This is a genomic window from Streptosporangium sp. G11, assembly GCF_051192615.1.
Taxonomy (GTDB): domain Bacteria; phylum Actinomycetota; class Actinomycetes; order Streptosporangiales; family Streptosporangiaceae; genus Streptosporangium.
Genome location: NZ_JBPJUQ010000003.1, coordinates 150,528 through 168,831 on the forward strand (window position 1 = coordinate 150,528; position 18,304 = coordinate 168,831).

18 protein-coding genes are annotated in these 18,304 nt (G+C 72.0%); 11 read left to right on the forward strand and 7 right to left on the reverse strand.

Going from position 1 to position 18,304, the window contains the following annotated elements; all coding sequences use genetic code 11:
• The 5 genes from ACSDR0_RS04390 (at position 1) to iolD (ending at position 5,622) form a co-directional block, all read left to right on the forward strand.
• Entirely contained in the window at positions 1 to 966 is a 966-nt protein-coding gene (locus ACSDR0_RS04390; RefSeq protein WP_435287415.1) for a TIM barrel protein, read from the forward strand.
• Complete coding sequence (gene iolC, locus ACSDR0_RS04395; protein WP_435287416.1) at positions 963 to 1,943, forward strand: 5-dehydro-2-deoxygluconokinase; 981 nt, start codon at positions 963 to 965, stop codon at positions 1,941 to 1,943. Before ACSDR0_RS04390 ends, iolC begins: the two co-directional genes overlap by 4 nt.
• Positions 1,940 to 2,821, forward strand: coding sequence for a class I fructose-bisphosphate aldolase (locus ACSDR0_RS04400; protein WP_435287417.1), 882 nt, complete (start codon positions 1,940 to 1,942; stop codon positions 2,819 to 2,821). Before iolC ends, ACSDR0_RS04400 begins: the two co-directional genes overlap by 4 nt.
• A gap of 115 nt (positions 2,822 to 2,936) precedes the next feature.
• Complete coding sequence (gene iolB, locus ACSDR0_RS04405; protein WP_435287418.1) at positions 2,937 to 3,776, forward strand: 5-deoxy-glucuronate isomerase; 840 nt, start codon at positions 2,937 to 2,939, stop codon at positions 3,774 to 3,776.
• Position 3,777: 1 nt separating this feature from the next.
• Positions 3,778 to 5,622 carry a 3D-(3,5/4)-trihydroxycyclohexane-1,2-dione acylhydrolase (decyclizing) gene (iolD, locus tag ACSDR0_RS04410; RefSeq protein WP_435287419.1) on the forward strand — a complete coding sequence of 615 codons (1,845 nt, stop codon included), beginning with the start codon at positions 3,778 to 3,780 and terminating at the stop codon, positions 5,620 to 5,622.
• Positions 5,623 to 5,643: 21 nt separating this feature from the next.
• On the opposite strand, the gene ACSDR0_RS04415 is transcribed toward iolD, so the two are convergent.
• A complete protein-coding gene (locus tag ACSDR0_RS04415) occupies positions 5,644 to 6,810 on the reverse strand; it encodes an MFS transporter (RefSeq protein WP_435287420.1) in 1,167 nt (388 codons plus the stop codon).
• 199 nt (positions 6,811 to 7,009) lie between these two features.
• On the opposite strand from ACSDR0_RS04415, the gene ACSDR0_RS04420 reads away from it, so the two are divergent.
• Positions 7,010 to 7,612: a DUF1707 SHOCT-like domain-containing protein gene (locus ACSDR0_RS04420; protein WP_435287421.1), complete on the forward strand. Its 603-nt coding sequence runs from the start codon at positions 7,010 to 7,012 to the stop codon at positions 7,610 to 7,612.
• Between the two features lie 120 nt (positions 7,613 to 7,732).
• Here the strand turns inward: ACSDR0_RS04420 and glpX are convergent, their stop codons facing one another.
• Complete coding sequence (gene glpX, locus ACSDR0_RS04425; RefSeq protein ID WP_435287422.1) at positions 7,733 to 8,767, reverse strand: class II fructose-bisphosphatase; 1,035 nt, start codon at positions 8,765 to 8,767, stop codon at positions 7,733 to 7,735.
• 82 nt (positions 8,768 to 8,849) lie between these two features.
• Here glpX and ACSDR0_RS04430 point away from each other — a divergent pair, with 82 nt between their 5' ends.
• Together ACSDR0_RS04430 and ACSDR0_RS04435 are read left to right on the forward strand one after the other, a co-directional pair.
• A complete protein-coding gene (locus ACSDR0_RS04430) occupies positions 8,850 to 9,455 on the forward strand; it encodes a TetR/AcrR family transcriptional regulator (RefSeq protein WP_435287423.1) in 606 nt (201 codons plus the stop codon).
• Positions 9,456 to 9,493: 38 nt separating this feature from the next.
• Positions 9,494 to 10,027, forward strand: a complete 534-nt coding sequence (locus ACSDR0_RS04435; protein WP_435287424.1) for a DUF4245 domain-containing protein — start codon at positions 9,494 to 9,496, stop codon at positions 10,025 to 10,027.
• 37 nt (positions 10,028 to 10,064) lie between these two features.
• Here the strand turns inward: ACSDR0_RS04435 and ACSDR0_RS04440 are convergent, their stop codons facing one another.
• The gene (locus ACSDR0_RS04440) at positions 10,065 to 10,295 is read right to left on the reverse strand and encodes an exodeoxyribonuclease VII small subunit (protein ID WP_435287425.1); all 231 of its coding nucleotides are present in this window, start codon (positions 10,293 to 10,295) and stop codon (positions 10,065 to 10,067) included.
• 215 nt (positions 10,296 to 10,510) lie between these two features.
• Here ACSDR0_RS04440 and ACSDR0_RS04445 point away from each other — a divergent pair, with 215 nt between their 5' ends.
• Positions 10,511 to 10,981, forward strand: a complete 471-nt coding sequence (locus ACSDR0_RS04445) for a GNAT family N-acetyltransferase (protein ID WP_435287426.1) — start codon at positions 10,511 to 10,513, stop codon at positions 10,979 to 10,981.
• Here ACSDR0_RS04445 and xseA read toward each other — a convergent pair.
• Together xseA and ACSDR0_RS04455 are read right to left on the reverse strand one after the other, a co-directional pair.
• Positions 10,959 to 12,167 carry an exodeoxyribonuclease VII large subunit gene (gene xseA / locus ACSDR0_RS04450; protein WP_435287427.1) on the reverse strand — a complete coding sequence of 403 codons (1,209 nt, stop codon included), beginning with the start codon at positions 12,165 to 12,167 and terminating at the stop codon, positions 10,959 to 10,961. The genes ACSDR0_RS04445 and xseA overlap by 23 nt on opposite strands.
• A 26-nt stretch (positions 12,168 to 12,193) precedes the next feature.
• Positions 12,194 to 13,771 (reverse strand): hypothetical protein, encoded by a 1,578-nt coding sequence (locus tag ACSDR0_RS04455; RefSeq protein ID WP_435287428.1) that lies wholly within the window; start codon positions 13,769 to 13,771, stop codon positions 12,194 to 12,196.
• Between the two features lie 112 nt (positions 13,772 to 13,883).
• Between ACSDR0_RS04455 and ACSDR0_RS04460 the strand changes: the two genes are divergently transcribed.
• Positions 13,884 to 14,852, forward strand: coding sequence for a 4-hydroxy-3-methylbut-2-enyl diphosphate reductase (locus ACSDR0_RS04460; protein WP_435287429.1), 969 nt, complete (start codon positions 13,884 to 13,886; stop codon positions 14,850 to 14,852).
• A gap of 243 nt (positions 14,853 to 15,095) precedes the next feature.
• Here the strand turns inward: ACSDR0_RS04460 and ACSDR0_RS04465 are convergent, their stop codons facing one another.
• Both ACSDR0_RS04465 and ACSDR0_RS04470 read right to left on the reverse strand, forming a co-directional pair.
• On the reverse strand, positions 15,096 to 15,623 hold the full coding sequence (locus ACSDR0_RS04465) for a DUF6542 domain-containing protein (protein ID WP_435287430.1): 528 nt from the start codon (positions 15,621 to 15,623) through the stop codon (positions 15,096 to 15,098).
• Positions 15,624 to 15,760: 137 nt separating this feature from the next.
• Positions 15,761 to 17,065 carry a DNA recombination protein RmuC gene (locus tag ACSDR0_RS04470; protein ID WP_435287597.1) on the reverse strand — a complete coding sequence of 435 codons (1,305 nt, stop codon included), beginning with the start codon at positions 17,063 to 17,065 and terminating at the stop codon, positions 15,761 to 15,763.
• 150 nt (positions 17,066 to 17,215) lie between these two features.
• On the opposite strand from ACSDR0_RS04470, the gene ychF reads away from it, so the two are divergent.
• The gene (gene ychF / locus ACSDR0_RS04475; protein WP_435287431.1) at positions 17,216 to 18,304 is read left to right on the forward strand and encodes a redox-regulated ATPase YchF; all 1,089 of its coding nucleotides are present in this window, start codon (positions 17,216 to 17,218) and stop codon (positions 18,302 to 18,304) included.

Here is an 18,304-nt window from a genome sequence, read left to right on the forward strand (position 1 = left end):
GTGAGAACGGCCGGCGCCCCCATCTCCTGGGGTGTCTGCGAGGTCCCCGGCTGGGGGCGGCAGCTGGATCGTCACCGGGTGCTCGCCGAGATGAGGGAGCTGGGCCTGACGGCCACCGAGCTGGGCCCCGACGGGTTCCTGCCGCCCTCGCCGACGCGCTGCCGCTCCCTCCTCGCGGAGTACGGGCTGCGGGCGGTGGGCGGGTTCGTTCCCGTCGTCCTGCACGATGCCGACCACGACCCGCTCCCGGTCGTCCGGGCCGCGATGCGCGCCTTCATGGACGGCGAGGTGGACGTGGTCGTGCTGGCCGCCTCCACCGGCGCCGAGAGCTACGACGCCAGGCCGGAGCTGGACGCCTCCGCCTGGAAGACCCTGATGGGCAACCTGCGCCGCATCCTCAAGAACGCCAGGGAGTTCGGCAGGACCGTCACCCTGCACCCGCACATCGGGACCGTGGTGGAGAACCGCGAGGAGGTCCAGCGGGTGCTCGACGGCAGCTCGATGCCGCTGTGCCTCGACACCGGCCATCTCCTCGCGGGCGGCACCGACCCCGCCGAGCTGGTCTCCCGCGCCGCGGGACGGATCGCGCACGTCCATCTCAAGGACGTGGACGCCGCCATGGCCGGGCGGGTCAGGGCGGGCGAGCTGACCTACACCCGGGCCGTGAAGGAAGGCCTCTACCGCCCGCTGGGCCGGGGCGACGTGGACCTCCCGGCCATCGTCGGCGGCCTGACCGCGGCCGGATACGACGGCTGGTACGTCCTGGAGCAGGACGTCGTGCTTGGCCCCGCCGACGGCGACGCCAACGGTCCCAACGGTTCCAACGATCCCAAGGAGAACGTCCGCGAGAGCCTGGCGTACCTGAGGAGGCTCACCGGCGACGAGAGCGTGCCGGGCGGGCCCGGCACGGCGGGAATCGGTGCGGGGGCGTCTCCCGGCGGGCCACCCGGCGAGGGGCGCCCATGATCGAGGTCCTGACCATGGGGCGGGCCGGGGTCGACATCTACCCGCTGCAGGTGGGGGTGTCGCTGCGCGAGGTCGAGACCTTCGGCAAGTATCTGGGCGGCAGTCCCACCAACGTGGCCGTGGCCGCCGCCCGGCTGGGCCGTTTCAGCGCGGTGATCACCAGGACCGGGGACGACCCTTTCGGGCTCTTCGTGCACGACGCGTTGCGCGAGTACGGGGTCGACGACAGCTTCGTCACCCCGGTCGCGCACCTGCCCACCCCGGTGACGTTCTGCGAGATCCGGCCGCCGGACGACTTCCCGCTTTACTTCTACCGCTTCCCCAAGGCCCCCGACCTGGAGATCTTTCCCGAGGAGCTGGACCTGGAGGCCGTCGCGGAGGCCCGGCTGTTCTGGGCGACCGTCACCGGGCTGTCCCAGGAGCCCTCCAGGAGCGCGCACCTCGCGGCCTGGCGGGCCAGGGGGCGCGTGCCGCACACCGTGCTGGATCTCGACTACCGCCCGATGTTCTGGTCCGGCGCCGAGGAGGCCCGCGAGCAGGTGCGCGAGGCCCTGCGCCACGTCACGGTGGCGGTGGGAAACCTGGACGAGGTCGAGGTGGCGACCGGCACCCGCGAGCCGTACGAGGCCGCCGAGGCGCTGCTGGAGGCGGGCGCCGAACTCGCGATCGTGAAGCAGGGCGCGGCAGGGGTGCTCGGCATGACCGCGGGAGAGACGGTGGAGGTGCCGCCGGTGCCGGTGGAGGTGGTCAACGGCCTCGGCGCGGGAGACGCCTTCGGCGGTGCCCTCTGCCACGGTCTCCTCGAACGCTGGCCGCTTGAGGCCACGCTGCGGTTCGCCAACGCGGCCGGGGCCATCGTCGCGGGACGGCTGGCCTGCGCCCCGGCCATGCCCCGGCTCGACGAGGTGATGGACGTGCTCGGCGCGAAGGGTGAGCGAGGCGGCCGGACAGACGGGCGACAGGTGGGGAACACATGAACGAGCGAGAGCACCGGATGCTCCTCGACACGCGGGCGCGGTTTCCCGGGCGGATCGCGGAGGCGGCGGCGGCGCGGCGGCGCGGGAGGCCGCTGGAGGAGCGCGACCGGCTCCTGATCATCGCCGCCGACCACACGGCCAGGGGCGTCATCGGCGTCGGAAGCCGCCCCGGGGCCATGGAGAGCCGCGTCGAGCTGCTGGAACGTCTGTGCGTGGCGCTGGCCAGGCCCGGTGTGGACGGCCTGCTCGGCACCCCCGACATCGTCGAGGACCTCCTGCTGCTCGGCGCGCTGGAGGGCAAGGTCGTGATCGGGTCGATGAACCGGGGCGGCCTGCACGGGTCGGCTTTCGAGTTCGACGACCGCTTCACCGCCTACGACACCTCGTGGATCGTCCGGGCGGGTCTGGACGGCGGCAAGATGCTCTGCCGGATCGGCATGGACGACCCCGCCACCGCCCTCACCCTGGAATCGTGCGGCCGGGCCGTCACCGAGCTGGCCTCGCGCGACCTGGTCGCCATGGTCGAGCCGTTCTGGTCCCGGCGGGTGGGCGGCGCGGTCACCCACGACCTGTCACCCGAGGGGGTCATCCGGTCCATGCACGTCGCCCAGGCGCTCGGCGCGACCTCCGCGCGCACCTGGCTGAAGATCCCGGTCGTGGACGGCATGGAACGGGTGATGCGGGCCACCACGCTGCCGACGCTGCTCCTGGGCGGCGACCCGGGCGGCGCGCCGGAGCTCACCTACGCGGCCTGGCGCGAGGCCTTGCGACTTCCCGGCGTGCGGGGTCTGGTGGTGGGCCGCGCGTTGCTGTATCCCTCCGATGACGACGTGGCCGCGGCCGTCGACACCGCCGCGGCGATGCTGGAGGTGTCGTGAACGGGAGACCGGGCGGGGTTCGCGACGGCGAGAACGGGAACGGGAGACCGAGCCGGAGCGGCGCCGGCGAGGACACGAACGGGAGACCCGGCCGGAGTGCCGGTGAGGAGCGGTCATGACCTTCATTCCCGCGGGAAGCACCGCGCGGGCGCCGTGGGCGCTGTCGATCACCCCGGAGGCGGCCGGGTGGACGTACGCGGGGCTCCGCGTGCTCTGCATGTCCGGTGAGAGCGTGGAGTTCGACACCGGCGGTGAGGAGATGCTGGTCCTGCCGCTGTCGGGCGCGTGCGTGGTCGAGTGCGACGGGGTGCGGCTCACGCTGAACGGCCGGACCTCGGTCTTCCACGCGGTCACCGACTTCGCCTACCTGCCCGTCGGCACGACCGCGCGGATCACCGGCGAGGGCCGCTTCGCCCTCCCCACCGCCCGCGCGACCAGGCGTTTCCCCGTCCGCTACGGCCCCGCGCACGCGGTCCCCGTCGAGGTGCGCGGGACGGGGTCGGCCAGCCGCCAGGTCAACAACTTCTGCGCCCCCGACGCCTTCGACTGCGACAAGCTCGTCGCGGTGGAGGTGCTCACCCCCGGCGGCAACTGGTCGTCCTACCCGCCGCACAAGCACGACACGGTCTCCGAGCACGAGGCCGTGCTGGAGGAGATCTACTACTTCGAGGGCGGCCCCGGCTACCAGCGGGTCTACGGCACCCACGACACCCTGGCCGAGGTGGGCGGCGGTGACGTGGTGCTCGTCCCCAGCGGCTACCACGGCCCGTCGATGGCCGCCCCCGGCTACGACCTCTACTACCTGAACGTGCTGGCCGGGCCCGCGCCCGAACGGTCGATGGCCTTCTGCGACGACCCCCGGCACGCCTGGATCCGCGCCTCGTGGGCGGAGCAGCCGATCGACCCGAGGGTTCCGATGACGAAAGGCCCCGTGGGGCCCCGTGAGGCGCAGTGAAATGACGAGACTCACCGTGGCACAGGCGCTCCTGCGGTTCCTCGCGAACCAGTGGTCGGAGCGCGACGGCGTGGAACACCGGCTGGTGGCCGGATGCCTGGGCATCTTCGGCCACGGCAACGTCGCCGGGATCGGGCAGGCCCTGGCCGAGCGGGGCGCGGGAACGGACGGCGACCTCCCGTACTATCCGGCCCGCAACGAGCAGGCCATGGTGCACACCGCCGTCGGCTACGCGCGGGCCCGCAACCGGCTGTCCACCTTCGCCTGCACCACCTCGATCGGCCCCGGCGCCACCAACATGGTCACCGGGGCGGCGCTGGCCACGATCAACCGGATCCCGGTGCTGCTGCTGCCCGGCGACGTCTTCGCCACCCGCGCCGCCGATCCGGTCCTGCAGCAGCTGGAGGACTCCCGCTTCCCCGACGTGACCGTCAACGACGCGCTGCGTCCCGTCTCCCGGTTCTTCGACAGGATCAACCGGCCCGAGCAGTTGTTCTCGGCGCTGCCGGCCGCGATGCGAGTGCTGGCCGACCCGGCGGAGACGGGCGCGGTCACGCTGGCGCTGCCGCAGGACGTGCAGACGGAGGCGTACGACTGGCCCGAGGAGCTGTTCGCCCGCAGGGTGTGGCACGTGGCGCGTCCCGTCCCCGAACCCGCCGCGCTGGCACGGGCGGCGGAGCTGGTCAGGCGGTCGCGACGGCCGCTGATCGTGGCGGGGGGCGGGGTGGTCTACAGCGAGGCGTGGGAGACGCTGGCCGTGTTCGCCGCCGGGCACGGCGTCCCGGTGGGGGAGACCCAGGCGGGCAAGGGGACGCTGCCGTACGACCACCCCTGCGCGGTCGGCGCGATCGGGCACACCGGCACCGCCGCCGCCAACGATCTGGCCCGCGACGCCGACCTGGTCATCGGGATCGGCACCCGCTACAGCGACTTCACCACCGCCTCCCGCACCCTGTTCGGCGAGGCCGCGTTCCTCAACGTCAACGTCACGGCCTTCGACGCCGCCAAGCACTCCGGCGAGATGCTCGTCGCCGACGCCCGCGAGGCGCTGCGCGCCCTGGACCTCGGAGGCTGGAGCGCCGACCCCGGCTGGACCGCCAGGGCGACGCGCCTGACCCACGAGTGGCAGGAGCAGGTCTCCCTGCTGACGACCGGGGAGGTGCTGACCCAGCCGGTGGTGCTTGGCATGGTCAACGAGGTGGCCCGGCCCTCGGACGTGGTGGTGAACGCGGCCGGATCGATGCCCGGCGACCTGCACAAGCTGTGGCGCGCGAGCGACCCGAAGTCCTACCACGTCGAGTACGGCTACTCCTGCATGGGCTACGAGATCGCCGGAGGGCTCGGGGTGAAACTGGCCGCGCCGGAGCGCGAGGTGTTCGTGCTGGTCGGCGACGGCTCCTACCTGATGATGGCCCAGGAGATCGCCACCGCCGTGCAGGAGGGCGTCAAGCTCGTCGTGGTGCTCGTCGACAACCGGGGCTTCGCCTCCATCGGCGGCCTGTCGGAGTCGGTCGGGGCGGGACGCCTGGGCACCGCCTACCGGATGCGCGGGGCCGGGGGCGCGCTGGACGGGGCCTTCCTCCCGGTCGACCTGGCCGCCAACGCGGCCAGCCTGGGCGCCGACGTGATCCGCGCCGACGGCCCCGAGGCGCTGCGGGTGGCGCTCACCAAGGCGAGGGAGGCCGTCGGCACCACCGTCGTGTACGTCGAGACGGTGCCGGGGCCGGGTCCCGACACCACGGCCTGGTGGGACGTCCCGGTGGCGGAGGTGTCGGGGCTGCCGGAGGTGCGGCGGGCGCGTGCCGCCTACGAGCTGGCCAAACGGGACCAGCGCCGCTACCTGTGAGACCTGTGGGCTCCCCCGCGGCTACGGCCGCGCGGCGGGTTCGGGGTCCGGCTGGAAGCCCCTGGCGAGGAACACGATCAGGGCCACCAGGACGACGGCCGGGACGAACGCCACCCGGATGCTCACCGTGTCGTTGAGCGTCCCGACCACGGCGGCGCCGACGAGGAAGCCGACGTAGTTGAACATGTTGACCCGCGCGATCGCGGTCTCCGCCCCGGCGCCCAGACGGCCCGCGGCCGAGAACGACTGCGGGGCGATGACGGACAGGCCGACGCCGATCAGGCCGAACGACACGACGGCCACCGCGACGCCGGGCGCGACGACGACCCCCAGCGTGCCCACGGCCGCGATCACCGCGCCCACGCGGACCACCGGCGCCGGTCCGTACCTGCGGACGGCGAGGTCGCCGGGGACCCGCGCCAGGAGCATGGTCGCCTGGTAGACGAAGTAGGCGAACGGCACCAGCCAGCCGCTCGCCGCCAGCGCCTTCTCCATGTAGACCGTGCCGTAGTTGGAGACCGCCGCGTCGCCGACGTACAGGAACGCCATCGCCAGGCAGAGCGGGATGATCGGCCGCCACGGCACCCGGACCGCCACGTGCGCGGCCTTCTCGCCGGACCTCTCCTCCTCCCGCCCGTAGAGGCGGGGGAGCATGGTCACCGAGATCGCCGCGCCGATCAGCACCGGGATGGAGAAGGCCCAGCGCAGTTCCACGCCGAGCTCGCTGAACGCGGCGTTGAACCCGGCCCCCAGCATCGAGCCGACGCTCCACACGGCGTGGAAGCCGGTCAGCACGCTCATGCCGTACCGGCGCTCGACGGCGACCGCCTGCATGTTCATGGCCGCGTCCACCGCGCCGAGGAACAGGCCGAACACGGCGCTGAGCGCGTACAGCCCGGCGAGCTGGTCGTTCCAGCCCGACAGGACCACGGCGGTGCAGACGGCGACCTGGGAGATCCGCAGGACCGGGGCGCTGCCGTACCGGCCTGCCAGGAGGCCCGCGACCGCGCTGCCGACACCGGCGATCACCGGCACGAGCAGCAGGACCAGGTTGAGGTCGCCGTCGCTGAGCCCGAACTTGTGCTGGAGGTCGATCACATGGGTGAGCAGGGTGGCGAAGCAGAGGCCCTGGACGAAGAACGCCGCCCAGGTCGCCACGCGCGCCCGCCTGTCACGTGGGGTCGGCATGACGACCTCCGGGAACGTGAGGGGGATTCAAGTTCTCGTCAGGGTATGGGCGGGGTACCCGAGGGTCAATGGCCGATCATCCGCCGGTTTCGCCGGCCAGGGCGGGGGCGGGCGGGCCGCCGCGCCGGGGCCGAACTTCCGGGGCATGTCGGTGCTCTCGCACCGCTGCCGGAGCCCCGGCAGGGATTATGGTCGAGGGGTGGAGAGTCCCCGTCCCCCCGCCGTCCGCCGTTACGACCCCGAGCCACGCCCCGCCGACCTGAGGGCCGGAGACGTCGACCGCGAGAGGGTGGCCGCCGCGCTGGGCGACGCGCTCGCCGACGGACGTCTCAACCACGAGGAGCACGACGAGCGCACCGAGGCCCTTTACCGCGCCCGCACGCTGGGTGAGCTCTCCGCGCTCACCGCCGACCTGCTCCCGCCGGAGGCGCAGCCGCTCCGCACCGACGTCCGTCCGGTGGCGGCGTTCTTCGGCTCCGAGGAGCGCTCGGGCCGCTGGGTCGTGCCGACCCGGTTCACGGCCACCGCGATCTGCGCCAACGTCAAGCTCGACCTGTGTGACGCGCTGCTCCAGTCGAGCCACGTGACCCTGCACGTCACCGTGATGGGCGGCACCCTCACCCTGATCGTCCCCGAGGGCGTGCGGATCGAGATGCCCGCCTCGGCGTTCGCGGGGGGCAAGAAGAACCAGGTTCCCCCCTCGCCCGACGGGCCGGTCATCGAGATCACCGGCCTCGTCACGCTGGGGAGCATCGTGGCCAAGTCTCCCAAGCGTCCCCGCCGCTCCTGGTTCCGCCGCTGACACCGTTTCCGGGCCGGCCGCCGGGACCGGCCTCCGGAGTGCCGTCGCCTCTTCGCTGACGGCACTCCGCCGTCTGCGGGCGCCTCGGCTGACGTCGATCCCGGCTCCGGCGTCCGTTCCTCAGCTGGCGCTGTCGAAGTTGATCGCGCTGTAGGCCCGCAACTTCCAGAGCTGGTGCTCGCTCTCGATCTTCCGTATCGTCCCGGAACGGCCGCGCATGACCAGGGAGTTGGTGATGGCCCTCCCCGCGCGGTAGCGGACGCCCTGCATCAGCTCGCCGTCGGTGATCCCGGTGGCCGCGAAGAACACGTCGTCCGACCTGACCAGGTCGTCGGTGCTCAGCGTGGCGTCGAGGTCGAGGCCCGCGTCCAGTGCCCGGCGGCGCTCGGCGTCGTCCTGCGGCCAGAGCCTGCCCTGGATGACGCCGCCCAGGCACTTGAGCGCGCACGCGGCGATGATGCCCTCCGGGGTGCCGCCGATGCCGAGCATCAGGTCGACGCCCGTGCCCATCCGGGCCGCCATGATCGCACCGGCCACGTCGCCGTCGGTGATGAGCCTGATCCGGGCGCCGGCCTCCCGGATCTCTCGGATGATCTTTTCGTGGCGGGGCCGGTCGAGGACGACCACGGTCACGTCCGAGGGCACGCCGCCCTTGGCGCGGGCCACCGCGGCGACGTTGTCGGCCACCGGCGCGTTGATGTCGACCGACGAGGCGGCCTCGGGGCCGGTGACCAGCTTGTCCATGTAGAAGACGGCCGACGGGTCGTACATCGAGCCGCGCTCGCTGACCGCGATCACCGAGATGCCGTTGGGCATGCCGAGCGCGGTGAGCCTGGTGCCGTCGATCGGGTCCACGGCCACGTCGCACGCCGGGCCGCTGCCGTCGCCCACGTGCTCGCCGTTGTAGAGCATCGGCGCGTTGTCCTTCTCGCCCTCGCCGATCACCACCACGCCGCTCATGGACACCGTGTTGATCAACTGGCGCATGGCGTTCACCGCGGCGCCGTCGGCGCCGTTCTTGTCACCTCGCCCGACCCAGCGAGCACCGGCCATCGCGGCCGCTTCCGTGACCCGGACCAGTTCCAGAGCGAGGTTGCGATCGGGTGCGTGTTCTCCCGTGGCGAGGGCGTCGGGAACGGACGTCTCATCGGACATGGTGGGAAACCCCTCTCGTGGTCAATACAACGATCGTAGTTGGCACCCCTCTGACCGGTCGGCGGAGGATAATGTGCCCAGCATGAGCAGCGACACGGAACGACTGGTGAAAGGCGTGGGTGCGCGGACCTCCGAGCGAGGTGCCGCCACGCGCGTCGCGCTCCTGTCCGCCGCAAGGGAGATTTTCGTCACGAGCGGTTTCGCCGAAACCGGGGTCACCGATGTGGTCGCCCGCGCTGGGGCGAGTGTCGGAAGTCTTTACCATCATTTTTCCGGCAAAGCAGATCTCTACCTCACGCTTTTCGAGGAGTTCCAGACCCGCCAGACCCAGCGGACCAAGCAGGCGGTCCAGGATTCCAGGGCTGAGGGCGAGGACGACCCGATGCGGCTGTTCATCGCCGGGGCCCGCGCCTACCTGGAGGGCTGCCTGGCCGAGCGGGAGATCTCCGCGCTGTTCCTGCGCGGGGACGGGCCGCCGGGGTTCGAGGTCGTCATGCGCGACCGGCTCCAGCAGTGGGCCAAGCGCAACGCCGCCCTGTTCGAGGGAGACGAGGGGGCACTGGTCGTGGTCCTCACCGGCGCGCTCGCCGCCGCGGTCTCCGAAGTCGCCCTGTCCGACGACGAGGACGCCTCCCGGGCCCTCGCCGAGGACGTGCTGACCATCATCGCCCAGATCCGCCGCCCCTGAGGACGGACCGCACTCCCGAACGGATAGTGTCGACAGTCGTGCAAAAGTTCACTCAGGGCTTCTACGGCTACGTGTTCGCGATGGCGGTCTGTCTGGGCGCCGTCGGCCTGTTCCTGCTGGTCACGCCGCAGAGCAGGACCGAGCACATCCCCAGGGTCGATTACTCGATCGCCCTGGCCGACCTGCGCCGTACGGCGCCCTTCCAGCTGTGGGCCCCCGAGCCCGTCGCCGCCGGGTGGGTACCGAACAGCTCCCGGAACACGAGCGACAACGGCGTCACGACCTGGAGGCTCGGCTTCGCCACCGCCAAGCGCTTCCACGCCATGCTCGCCCAGAGCAACGAGAAGCCCGCGGCCGAGTTCGCCAACCGGCTCGCCAACACCTCCACGGTCACCGGCACCGTCCAGATCAACGGCGTGACCTGGGAGCAGCGCCTCCGCGAGGACAAGAACCAGCGTTCCCTCGTACGGTTCCTGCCGGACGTCACGATCGTCGTCACCGGCACCGCCCCGTGGGACGAGCTGTCCGCCCTGGCCGGGTCACTGAAACAGCAGTCGAGAGTCACCTCCTGACGCCCGCCTCGCCGCGGGAGGGCGCCTGGGCCGGGCCTCAGAAGGGGGCGTCTCCGGCCGGGTCGGGTTGCCGCCGCTGCGCCATGGCCGCCGCGAGCTTCACCCTGGCCCCCTGGAGCCACTCCTCGCAGATCGCGGCCAGCTTCTCGCCGCGCTCCCAGAGCTCGATCGACTGTTCCAGCGTGAGCCCGCCCGCCTCAAGGCTGCGGACCACCTCGGTCAGCTCCTCGCGCGCCTGCTCGTACGACGGTGTCTTCTCATCGGCCACGCGTCCCACCTTAGGTCGTGTCCCGGGGATCTTCAGCCTGTGGCGCCCGCCCGGCGCGGTCTCATCGGTGACGGACGCCCGATGACGGACGCCTGCGGCGCCTCGCCTCGCCGTACCGTCCGCGGCTCCGTCACCGGTACCGCGCGCACCCGCGTGATCCACCGGGCGCCTTCCCCGGCGGCTCCGCCGGGGAAGGCGGCTGGAACAATGCTCAGATGAGCGTTCGCGACGCGATCTCGGAGGACATCCCCGAGCTGGTGCGTCTTCGTGAGGTTCTGGCCGACCGCATGGCCCAGGACGGCAGTTACCCGATCGAGGAGGAGTGGCAGGAGGCCTACGCGGAGAGTCTCGAGGAGAGGCTGGGCAGCCTCGACACGGCCGTCTACGTGGTGGACGCCCCCGGGGAGGGGCTGGCGGCCTGCGGGATCGGCCTCATCTTCCAGCGTTTCCCCGGCCCTTCCCTCCCCGACGGCCGCTACGGCTACGTCCAGGGCATGGCCACCGACCCCCGTCACCGGCGCCAGGGGCACGGCCGGGCGATCATGGAAGCGCTCCTGGGGTGGTACCGCGACATCGGGGTCCGCAGGGTCGACCTGCACGCGACCTCCGACGCCGAGCCCCTCTACCGGCGGCTCGGCTTCGTCGACGACGGCTACCCCTCGCTCACGTGGCGGTCTCGCTCCTGACCTTCACCCGGTCGTCGGGGAAGCGCACCGTCAGCTCGTCACCGGGGGAGACCTCGCTCGCGAGACGTACGACGTCACCCGAGGGACGCTGCACGATCGCGTAGCCGCGCTCCAGCGTGGCGGCGGGAGACAGCGAGACCAGGCGGGCGCGCAGGTGCTCCAGCGAATCCTGGGCGCGGTCCAGGGAGGCGGTGAGAGAGCGTCTCGCCCGGTCCCTGAGCTGCTCGGCCTGCTCGGCCCTGCGTTCGACCTCGCGCACCGGGTCGGCGAGAGAGGGGCGGGAGCGGGCCGCCGCCAGCCAGGCCGTCTCGCGGTCGAGCCAGCCGCCCGCCACCCTGCGGCCCCGGTCGCGGAGCTGGCGGATCAGCGTCATCTGCTCGCCGACGTCCGGCACGACCTTCTTCGCCGCGTCCGTCGGCGTGGACGCGCGCACGTCGGCGACCAGGTCGAGCAGCGGATTGTCCTGCTCGTGGCCGATCGCGCTGACCACGGGCGTGCGGCACGCCGCCACCGCCCGGACGAGGGCCTCGTCGGAGAAGGGCAGCAGGTCCTCCATCGACCCGCCGCCCCGCGCGACCACGATGACGTCGACCTCGCCGTCCGCGTCGAGCTTGCGCAGCGCCTCGGTGACCTCGCCGACCGCGTACGGCCCCTGCACGGCCACCGGCTCGACCTTGAACCGCACGGCGGGCCAGCGGCGCCGCGAGTTCTCCAGCACGTCGCGCTCGGCGGCCGAGTCGCGACCGCAGATCAGCCCGACCGTGCCCGGCAGGAACGGCAGCCGCCGCTTCCTGTCGACACCGAAGAGCCCCTCGGACGCGAGCAGCTGGCGCAACCGCTCCAGCCGTGCCAGCAGCTCGCCGACCCCGACCGGCCGCAACTCCAGCGCCGTGAACGCGAAGGAACCCTTGTTGACCCAGAAGTCGGGCTTCAGGTGGGCCACGATCCTGGCGCCGTCGACCGGCCGGGGGAGGGTCGCCTCGTACACGCCGCGCGGGCAGGTGACCCGGGCCGACACGTTGGCCACCGGATCACGCAACGTCAGGAACACCGTGCCGCCGCGGGCGGTCAGCTCGGTGATCTGCCCCTCGACCCAGACGGTGCCGAGCTTGCCGATCCAGCCGCCGACCATCTGCAACACCGTGCGAACCGGGAGGGGCTGCTCAGGGGTGGTCTTCGAGCTCATGCCGGGAGCCTACGCGCCGGGCGTGACTATTCCGCGGCCTCCAGCTTGGCCAGGCGGTTCTCGTACATCCGCACGACGGCCTCGCGGTTGGCGGTCGCCCGCTCGTAGGTGATCAGTTCCAGGATCTGCCCGGCAGTCCTGCCGCGCATCCGCGCCCGCAGGGACGCGACCGTCAGCTCGGCGTAACCGGGCAGCGGCTCGGCGAGTGTGGCGGTCGTCTCCGAGGAGGGCTCGGTCGCCCCGGAGAGCCCGGCCGCGTCGGCCGCCTCGGGTGCCGCGACCCTGGTCTCCGTCACCTCGACCACCGCGGCCTCCGCGGTCTCGGGCTTCGCGGTCTCGACCTTCGTGACCTCGACCTTCACCGCCGCGGGAGCCTCGGCCGCGACCTCCGCCGGGGCCGCCTTGGCGGTCGTCTTGCGGGCCCTGGTCGCCCTGGCCTTCGGAGCGGTCTTGGCCGCCTCGGGAGCGGTGATCTCGGGGGTGGTGGTCTCGGACTCCACGGTCCCGGAGTCCACGACCTCGGGCGCGGCGGTCTCGGTGACCGGAGCCTTGGCCTTGGCCCGGGTGGCCCTGGGCTTCCTGGCGGGGGCCTCGGCGACCGCGCTCGTCTCCTCGGCCCGGGGCTCCGCGGCTTCGGGCTTCGCGACGGGGGCCTTGGTCCTGGTGGCCCTGGGCTTCCTGGCAGGGGCCTTGACCTCGGCGACGGGAGCCTCGACGACCTCGGCGACGGGAGCCTCGACGACCTCGGCGGCGGGAGCCTCGACCGGGGCGGTCTCGGGAGCGGCCGTCTCCGTCGCCTCCGGGGCGACGCTCTTGGCGACCTCGGGCTCCGCGGCCTCGGTGGCGCCGGCCTCGGCGGCCGGGACCTCCGCGCCCTTGGCCTCGACGGTCTGGACGGTCTCGACGGCGGCCGGGGCCTCCGTGGTGGCCGGGGTTTCCTCGATGACCGGGGCTTCCGCGGCCTTCGCCTCGGCGGTGGCGGGAGCCTTCTCGGCCTTCGCCTCAGCGGTGGCCGGGGCCTCCGTGGCGACGGTCTCGGCGGGCTTCGCCGTGACGGTCTCGGCGGGCTTCGCCGTGACGGTCTCGGACTCCGGAGCGGTGACGGTCTCGGGCTCCGGAGCGGCGGTGGGCGCCTCGGCGGTCCGGGGGGCGGCCGGCGCCTCGGTGGTCTCGGCGGTGGCCGGGGCCTCGACGGCCTCGACCTTGGCGTCGGGGGCCTTGGCCTCGGGAGCGGAGGGCGCCGCGGTGTCGGGCTTGGCGGGGCTGAAGATGACCGGGTCGGGAGTGGTCTTGGTCCCGTTGCTCTCGGCGGTGGTCCCGCTCGCGGCCTTCTCCGGGCGCGGCGCGAAGATGACGGGCTCGCGGCGGGTGGGCTTCCCCGCCTGGCCCGTGGTCTCCTCGCCGGTCTTCGCGGGCTGGGCGTCGACCGTGCCGAGGGGCTCGTCGGCGGTCTCGCCCTGGCCGGAGGTGCCCTTGAACCTGGTCCGCACGCGGTCGCCGAGGAGCAGGGCCTGGCCGACCCCGCTCAGCGCGGACTGCAGCATGTGCAGTGGCAGGTCTTTTGCCTTTTGTGTGACATTGCGAATCATGTCGGGGACTGACATGTCGTCTCCCTGGGAGGTCTGTATGGAGAAGGCTAGTGTGGCAAGACTTGTGCCGCATGAGCTTGTGGGACGTATGGGCTGTCTCGCGGACGTGTCCACGTAGCATAAGAGCATGACTTCAGACACCCCCGCGACCCGACGCGTACTAGTGGCGAAGCCCCGTGGTTACTGCGCGGGGGTTGATCGTGCGGTGCAGGCCGTGGAGAAGGCGCTGGAGCAGTACGGCGCTCCGATCTACGTCCGTAAGCAGATCGTCCATAACACCCACGTGGTCAAGACGCTGGAGCAGCGCGGAGCGATCTTCGTTGAGGAGACCGAGGAGGTGCCCGAGGGCGCCATCGTCGTCTTCTCCGCCCACGGAGTCTCCCCGGCGGTCCACCAGGAGGCCGCCCGGCGCAGCCTCAAGACGATCGACGCCACCTGTCCCCTGGTGACCAAGGTGCACAACGAGGCCAAGCGCTTCGCCTCCCAGGACTACGACATCCTCCTCATCGGCCACGAGGGCCACGAGGAGGTCGAGGGCACCGCGGGCGAGGCGCCCGACCACGTCCAGCTGGTCGACGGCCTGCACTCGGTCGACACCGTGCGGGTCAAGGACCCCGAGAGGCTGGTCTGGCTGTCGCAGACCACGCTGTCGGTGGACGAGACGACCGAGACGGTCTCCCGGCTCAAGGAGCGCTTCCCCAACCTGATCGACCCCCCGAGCGACGACATCTGCTACGCCACCCAGAACCGCCAGGTCGCGGTCAAGGAGATCGCCGCCCAGGCCCAGCTGGTCATCGTCGTCGGCTCGGAGAACTCCTCCAACTCCAAGCGGCTGGTCGAGGTCGCCCTCGACCACGGGGCCGACGCCTCCTACCTGGTCGACGACGCCTCGCTCATCGACGACGCCTGGTTCGACGGCGTCACCACGGTCGGTGTGACGAGTGGTGCCTCGGTGCCCGAGGAGCTCGTCGCCGAGGTCCTGGCCCGCCTCGCGCGAAACGGTTTCGCGGACGTCGAGGAGATCGAGTCCGTCCACGAGAGCGTGCGCTTCGCGCTCCCGCACGAGCTGCGCAAGGACCTGCGCGCCGCGGTCTGATCACGCCGGTCCGGTCAGCGGCCTCCCCGGGAGGCTCTGGCTGAGGGGTTCCACCACAGGGGGCCCGCCGTCCGGGGAACCTCGCATCTCGGGGCCCGCGGGAAGCGGGCCCCGTCGCCCGTACGGGCATCCGTGCCGCGCACGACCGGCACGGATGTCCTGCGGGTCGTCGTGGCCCTCGTCGCCCCGCGTGCCGCGGGAGGAGTGCGGGAGGAATCACGTGTGAGGCCTCGTGCCCGGACGCTACTGCCCCTCGCGCGGGGTGCCGTACACCTTGGGCTCGAAGTATCCCTCGGGCTCGGGGGCGAAGGTGGCGCCGTCGCCGCCGCTCCTGGGGCGGGGCACCGAGGCCTTGGACGCCTTGAGCTCCTCGCGCAGCTCGCGGACGCAGCGGGTCAGGCCGCGGCGCCAGGCGATGACCAGCACCAGGAACGAGCCGCCGAACAGCCACGGGGCTCCCTGCGACAGCGCGGTGTACATGCCCAGGCCGAAGGCCTGAACGGGCGTGGTCGCGAACAGGGAGCGGACCGCCTCGATGAACGCGGTGGTCACGAAGAAGACCAGGGGCGGGGACACCACCAGCGCCAGCAGGTCCCGGCGGTTCACGAGCGACGCGGCGGCCACGCAACCGGCCACGAACGCCGCCCCGGTCAGCGCCGCCACTCCCAGCAGCGCCTGCAGCACGCTGCCCAGCAGCGTGGCCACCAGCACGAAGGCCAGCGCGCCCCGGACGGTCAGCCGGATGCCCGTGGCCCGGTCAAGCTCACTCATGCGATCACCCCGCCGACCGGCTGCACGCCGCCTCGCTTCTCCACCACTCGCCCCCTTGACCCTGACCCTCGCGGGCCCGCGCGTCGTCGAACCCGCCGTCTCCAGTGTCCGGCCGCCGGAGCCTTCGGGGAACAGTTTCAGGGCAGGTCGTTGGTCAACCTACCGTTCAGGCGGGATACGAGAGGCGGGCTTGGCTCCTCTCGCTCGAGCAGTTCCGGTGAGGTCAGGGCGCGCGGCAGGTCCTCGACCGCCTGCGGCGTGTCCAGGTCGGTCTCGACCAGCCCCAGATCGTTCAGCTTGCGGGCGCTCACCAGCACCCGGGTCTCCAGCGAGCCGACCGTCCTGTTGTACGACTCCACGGCCCGGCTCAGCGAGCGGCCCAGGGCGTCGACGTTGCGCCCCATGCTGCCCAGCCGCTCGTACAGCTCCTTGCCGACCTCGAAGATCGCCAGCGCGTTCTCGCCGAGCGCGGCCTGCTGCCAGGCGTACTGCGCGGTGCGGAGCATGGTGATCAGCGTGGTGGGCGTGGCGATGTGGACCCGCCGCCGCATGGCGTACTCCAGCAGGGCGGGGTCGCGTTCCAGCGCCGGGGCGAGGAACGCCTCGCCGGGGATGAACAGCACCATGAACTCCGGCGCCGGGCTGAACGCCTGCCAGTAGGGCTTCGAGGCCAGCCGGTCGACGTGGTCGCGCACATGCCGGGCGTGGGCGTCGAGCCGGGCCGACTGGTGGTCGGGATCGGTCGACTCGGCGGCCTCCAGGTAGGCGGAGAGCGAGACCTTGGAGTCGACCACGATGTTCTTGCCGCCGGACAGTCGCACGATCATGTCGGGCCGCAGGACGCCGTCCGGCGTGGTGACGCTCACCTGCTCGTCGAAGTCGCAGAACCGCTGCATACCGGCGATCTCGGCGACCCTGCGGAGCTGGAGCTCCCCCCACCGGCCCCTGGCCTCGGGCCGCTGCAGGGCCCGCACCAGCGAGCTCGTCTGGGCGCGGAGCTGCTCGTTGCTCTCGCGGACGACGTCGATGTGCTTGGCCAGCTCGGCGTGGGCGGCGCGCTGGCCCGTCTGGGTGTCGCGCAACTGCGTCTCGACGCGGGCCAGGGTGTCCTTCAGCGGCTCGATCAGGTGCTCGACGGCCTGCTTGCGCTGCTCCAGCTCACCGGACGCCTCGGCCCGGTTGGCGGCCAGCCTCGTCTCCGCCAGTTCCAGGAACCGCAGGTTGTTGACGTCGAGCGCCCGGCTCGACAGGGCCTGGAACCGTTCGGAGAGCTGACCCTCGATGTAGACGACCTTCTCTTCGGCGATCTTCGCGCGGGCCTCGGCGTCGGCCAGGCGCGTCGTGACGTCCGCGGCTCCCGAGGAGGCTCGCGCCCGGCCCAGCAGGAACCCGATCGCGAGTCCCGCGGCGAGGCCCACCGCGAGCTGGAAGGAGAGAGCCATGACATCCACCCCGGCATGATTCCAGGCTCGTCCATTCCTGGCGCGCCGACACGCTCCCGGACCGGAACCGGCTCCGTTCGCGCCGGTGACTCGTACCTGTGACCGGCCCGTGGCGGGTAGCAGTGGGCATTCCGCGTAAACTCGGCTCACGTGAGCCTGAGCATCGGCATCGTCGGATTGCCCAACGTCGGCAAGTCAACGCTTTTCAACGCGCTGACGAAGACCGCCAACGCCCTGGCGGCGAACTATCCGTTCGCCACCATCGAGCCCAACGTGGGCATCGTCGGCGTTCCCGACCCGCGTCTTGAGAAGCTGGCCGAGATCTTCGGGTCCGCGAAGATCCTGCCCGCGAAGGTCGAGTTCGTCGACATCGCCGGTCTGGTCCGCGGCGCCTCGGAGGGACAGGGGCGAGGCAACCAGTTCCTCGCCAACATCCGTGACACCGACGCGATCTGCCAGGTCATCCGGGTCTTCGACGACCCCGACGTGACCCACGTGGACGGCGGCGTCGCCCCCGGGCGCGACATCGAGACGATCAACACCGAGCTGATCCTCGCCGACCTGCAGACTCTGGAGAAGGCGATCCCCCGCCTCCAGAAGGAGGCCAGGACCAACAAGGACCGCAAGGCCGCGCTCGACGCGGCGGAGGCGGCGTTCAAGCTTCTCGACGGCGGCGCCACCCTGTACGCCGGGGCCAAGGGCGCGGGCATCGACCCGAAGGAGCTGCGCGAGCTGCACCTGCTGACGGCCAAGCCATTCCTGTACGTCTTCAACCTCGACGCCGACGAACTGGTGGACGAGAAGCTCCGGGCCCAGCTGTCGGCGCTCGTCGCACCGGCCGAGGCCGTCTTCCTCGACGCGAAGATCGAGTCCGAGCTCGTCGAACTCGACGACGCGGAGGCGCTGGAGCTCCTGCAGTCCGTCGGCCAGGAGGAGTCGGGCCTGACCCAGCTGGCCAGGGTGGGCTTCGAGACCCTGGGGCTGCAGACCTACCTGACCGCCGGTCCCAAGGAGACGAGGGCCTGGACGATCCGCAAGGGCGCCACCGCCCCCGAGGCGGCCGGGGTCATCCACACCGACTTCCAGCGCGGCTTCATCAAGGCCGAGATCGTCTCCTTCGACGAGCTCATGGAGACCGGCTCCATCGCTTCCGCCCGCCAGGCGGGCAAGGCCCGCATCGAGGGCAAGGACTACGTCATGCGCGACGGCGACGTGGTGGAGTTCCGCTTCAACGTCTGA

Bases quoted from the DNA above. Each gene is read 5' to 3' on its own strand.
- ACSDR0_RS04465 (WP_435287430.1), bottom strand. From the start codon at position 15,623: ATGAGTGAGCTTGACCGGGCCACGGGCATCCGGCTGACCGTCCGGGGC.
- ACSDR0_RS04445 (WP_435287426.1), top strand. From the start codon at position 10,511: ATGAGCGTTCGCGACGCGATCTCGGAGGACATCCCCGAGCTGGTGCGT.
- glpX (WP_435287422.1), bottom strand. From the start codon at position 8,767: ATGTCCGATGAGACGTCCGTTCCCGACGCCCTCGCCACGGGAGAACAC.
- ACSDR0_RS04460 (WP_435287429.1), top strand. From the start codon at position 13,884: ATGACTTCAGACACCCCCGCGACCCGACGCGTACTAGTGGCGAAGCCC.
- xseA (WP_435287427.1), bottom strand. From the start codon at position 12,167: ATGAGCTCGAAGACCACCCCTGAGCAGCCCCTCCCGGTTCGCACGGTG.
- ACSDR0_RS04415 (WP_435287420.1), bottom strand. From the start codon at position 6,810: ATGCCGACCCCACGTGACAGGCGGGCGCGCGTGGCGACCTGGGCGGCG.
- iolB (WP_435287418.1), top strand. From the start codon at position 2,937: ATGACCTTCATTCCCGCGGGAAGCACCGCGCGGGCGCCGTGGGCGCTG.
- ACSDR0_RS04430 (WP_435287423.1), top strand. From the start codon at position 8,850: ATGAGCAGCGACACGGAACGACTGGTGAAAGGCGTGGGTGCGCGGACC.
- iolC (WP_435287416.1), top strand. From the start codon at position 963: ATGATCGAGGTCCTGACCATGGGGCGGGCCGGGGTCGACATCTACCCG.
- iolD (WP_435287419.1), top strand. From the start codon at position 3,778: ATGACGAGACTCACCGTGGCACAGGCGCTCCTGCGGTTCCTCGCGAAC.
- ACSDR0_RS04470 (WP_435287597.1), bottom strand. From the start codon at position 17,065: ATGGCTCTCTCCTTCCAGCTCGCGGTGGGCCTCGCCGCGGGACTCGCG.
- ACSDR0_RS04400 (WP_435287417.1), top strand. From the start codon at position 1,940: ATGAACGAGCGAGAGCACCGGATGCTCCTCGACACGCGGGCGCGGTTT.
- ACSDR0_RS04455 (WP_435287428.1), bottom strand. From the start codon at position 13,771: ATGTCAGTCCCCGACATGATTCGCAATGTCACACAAAAGGCAAAAGAC.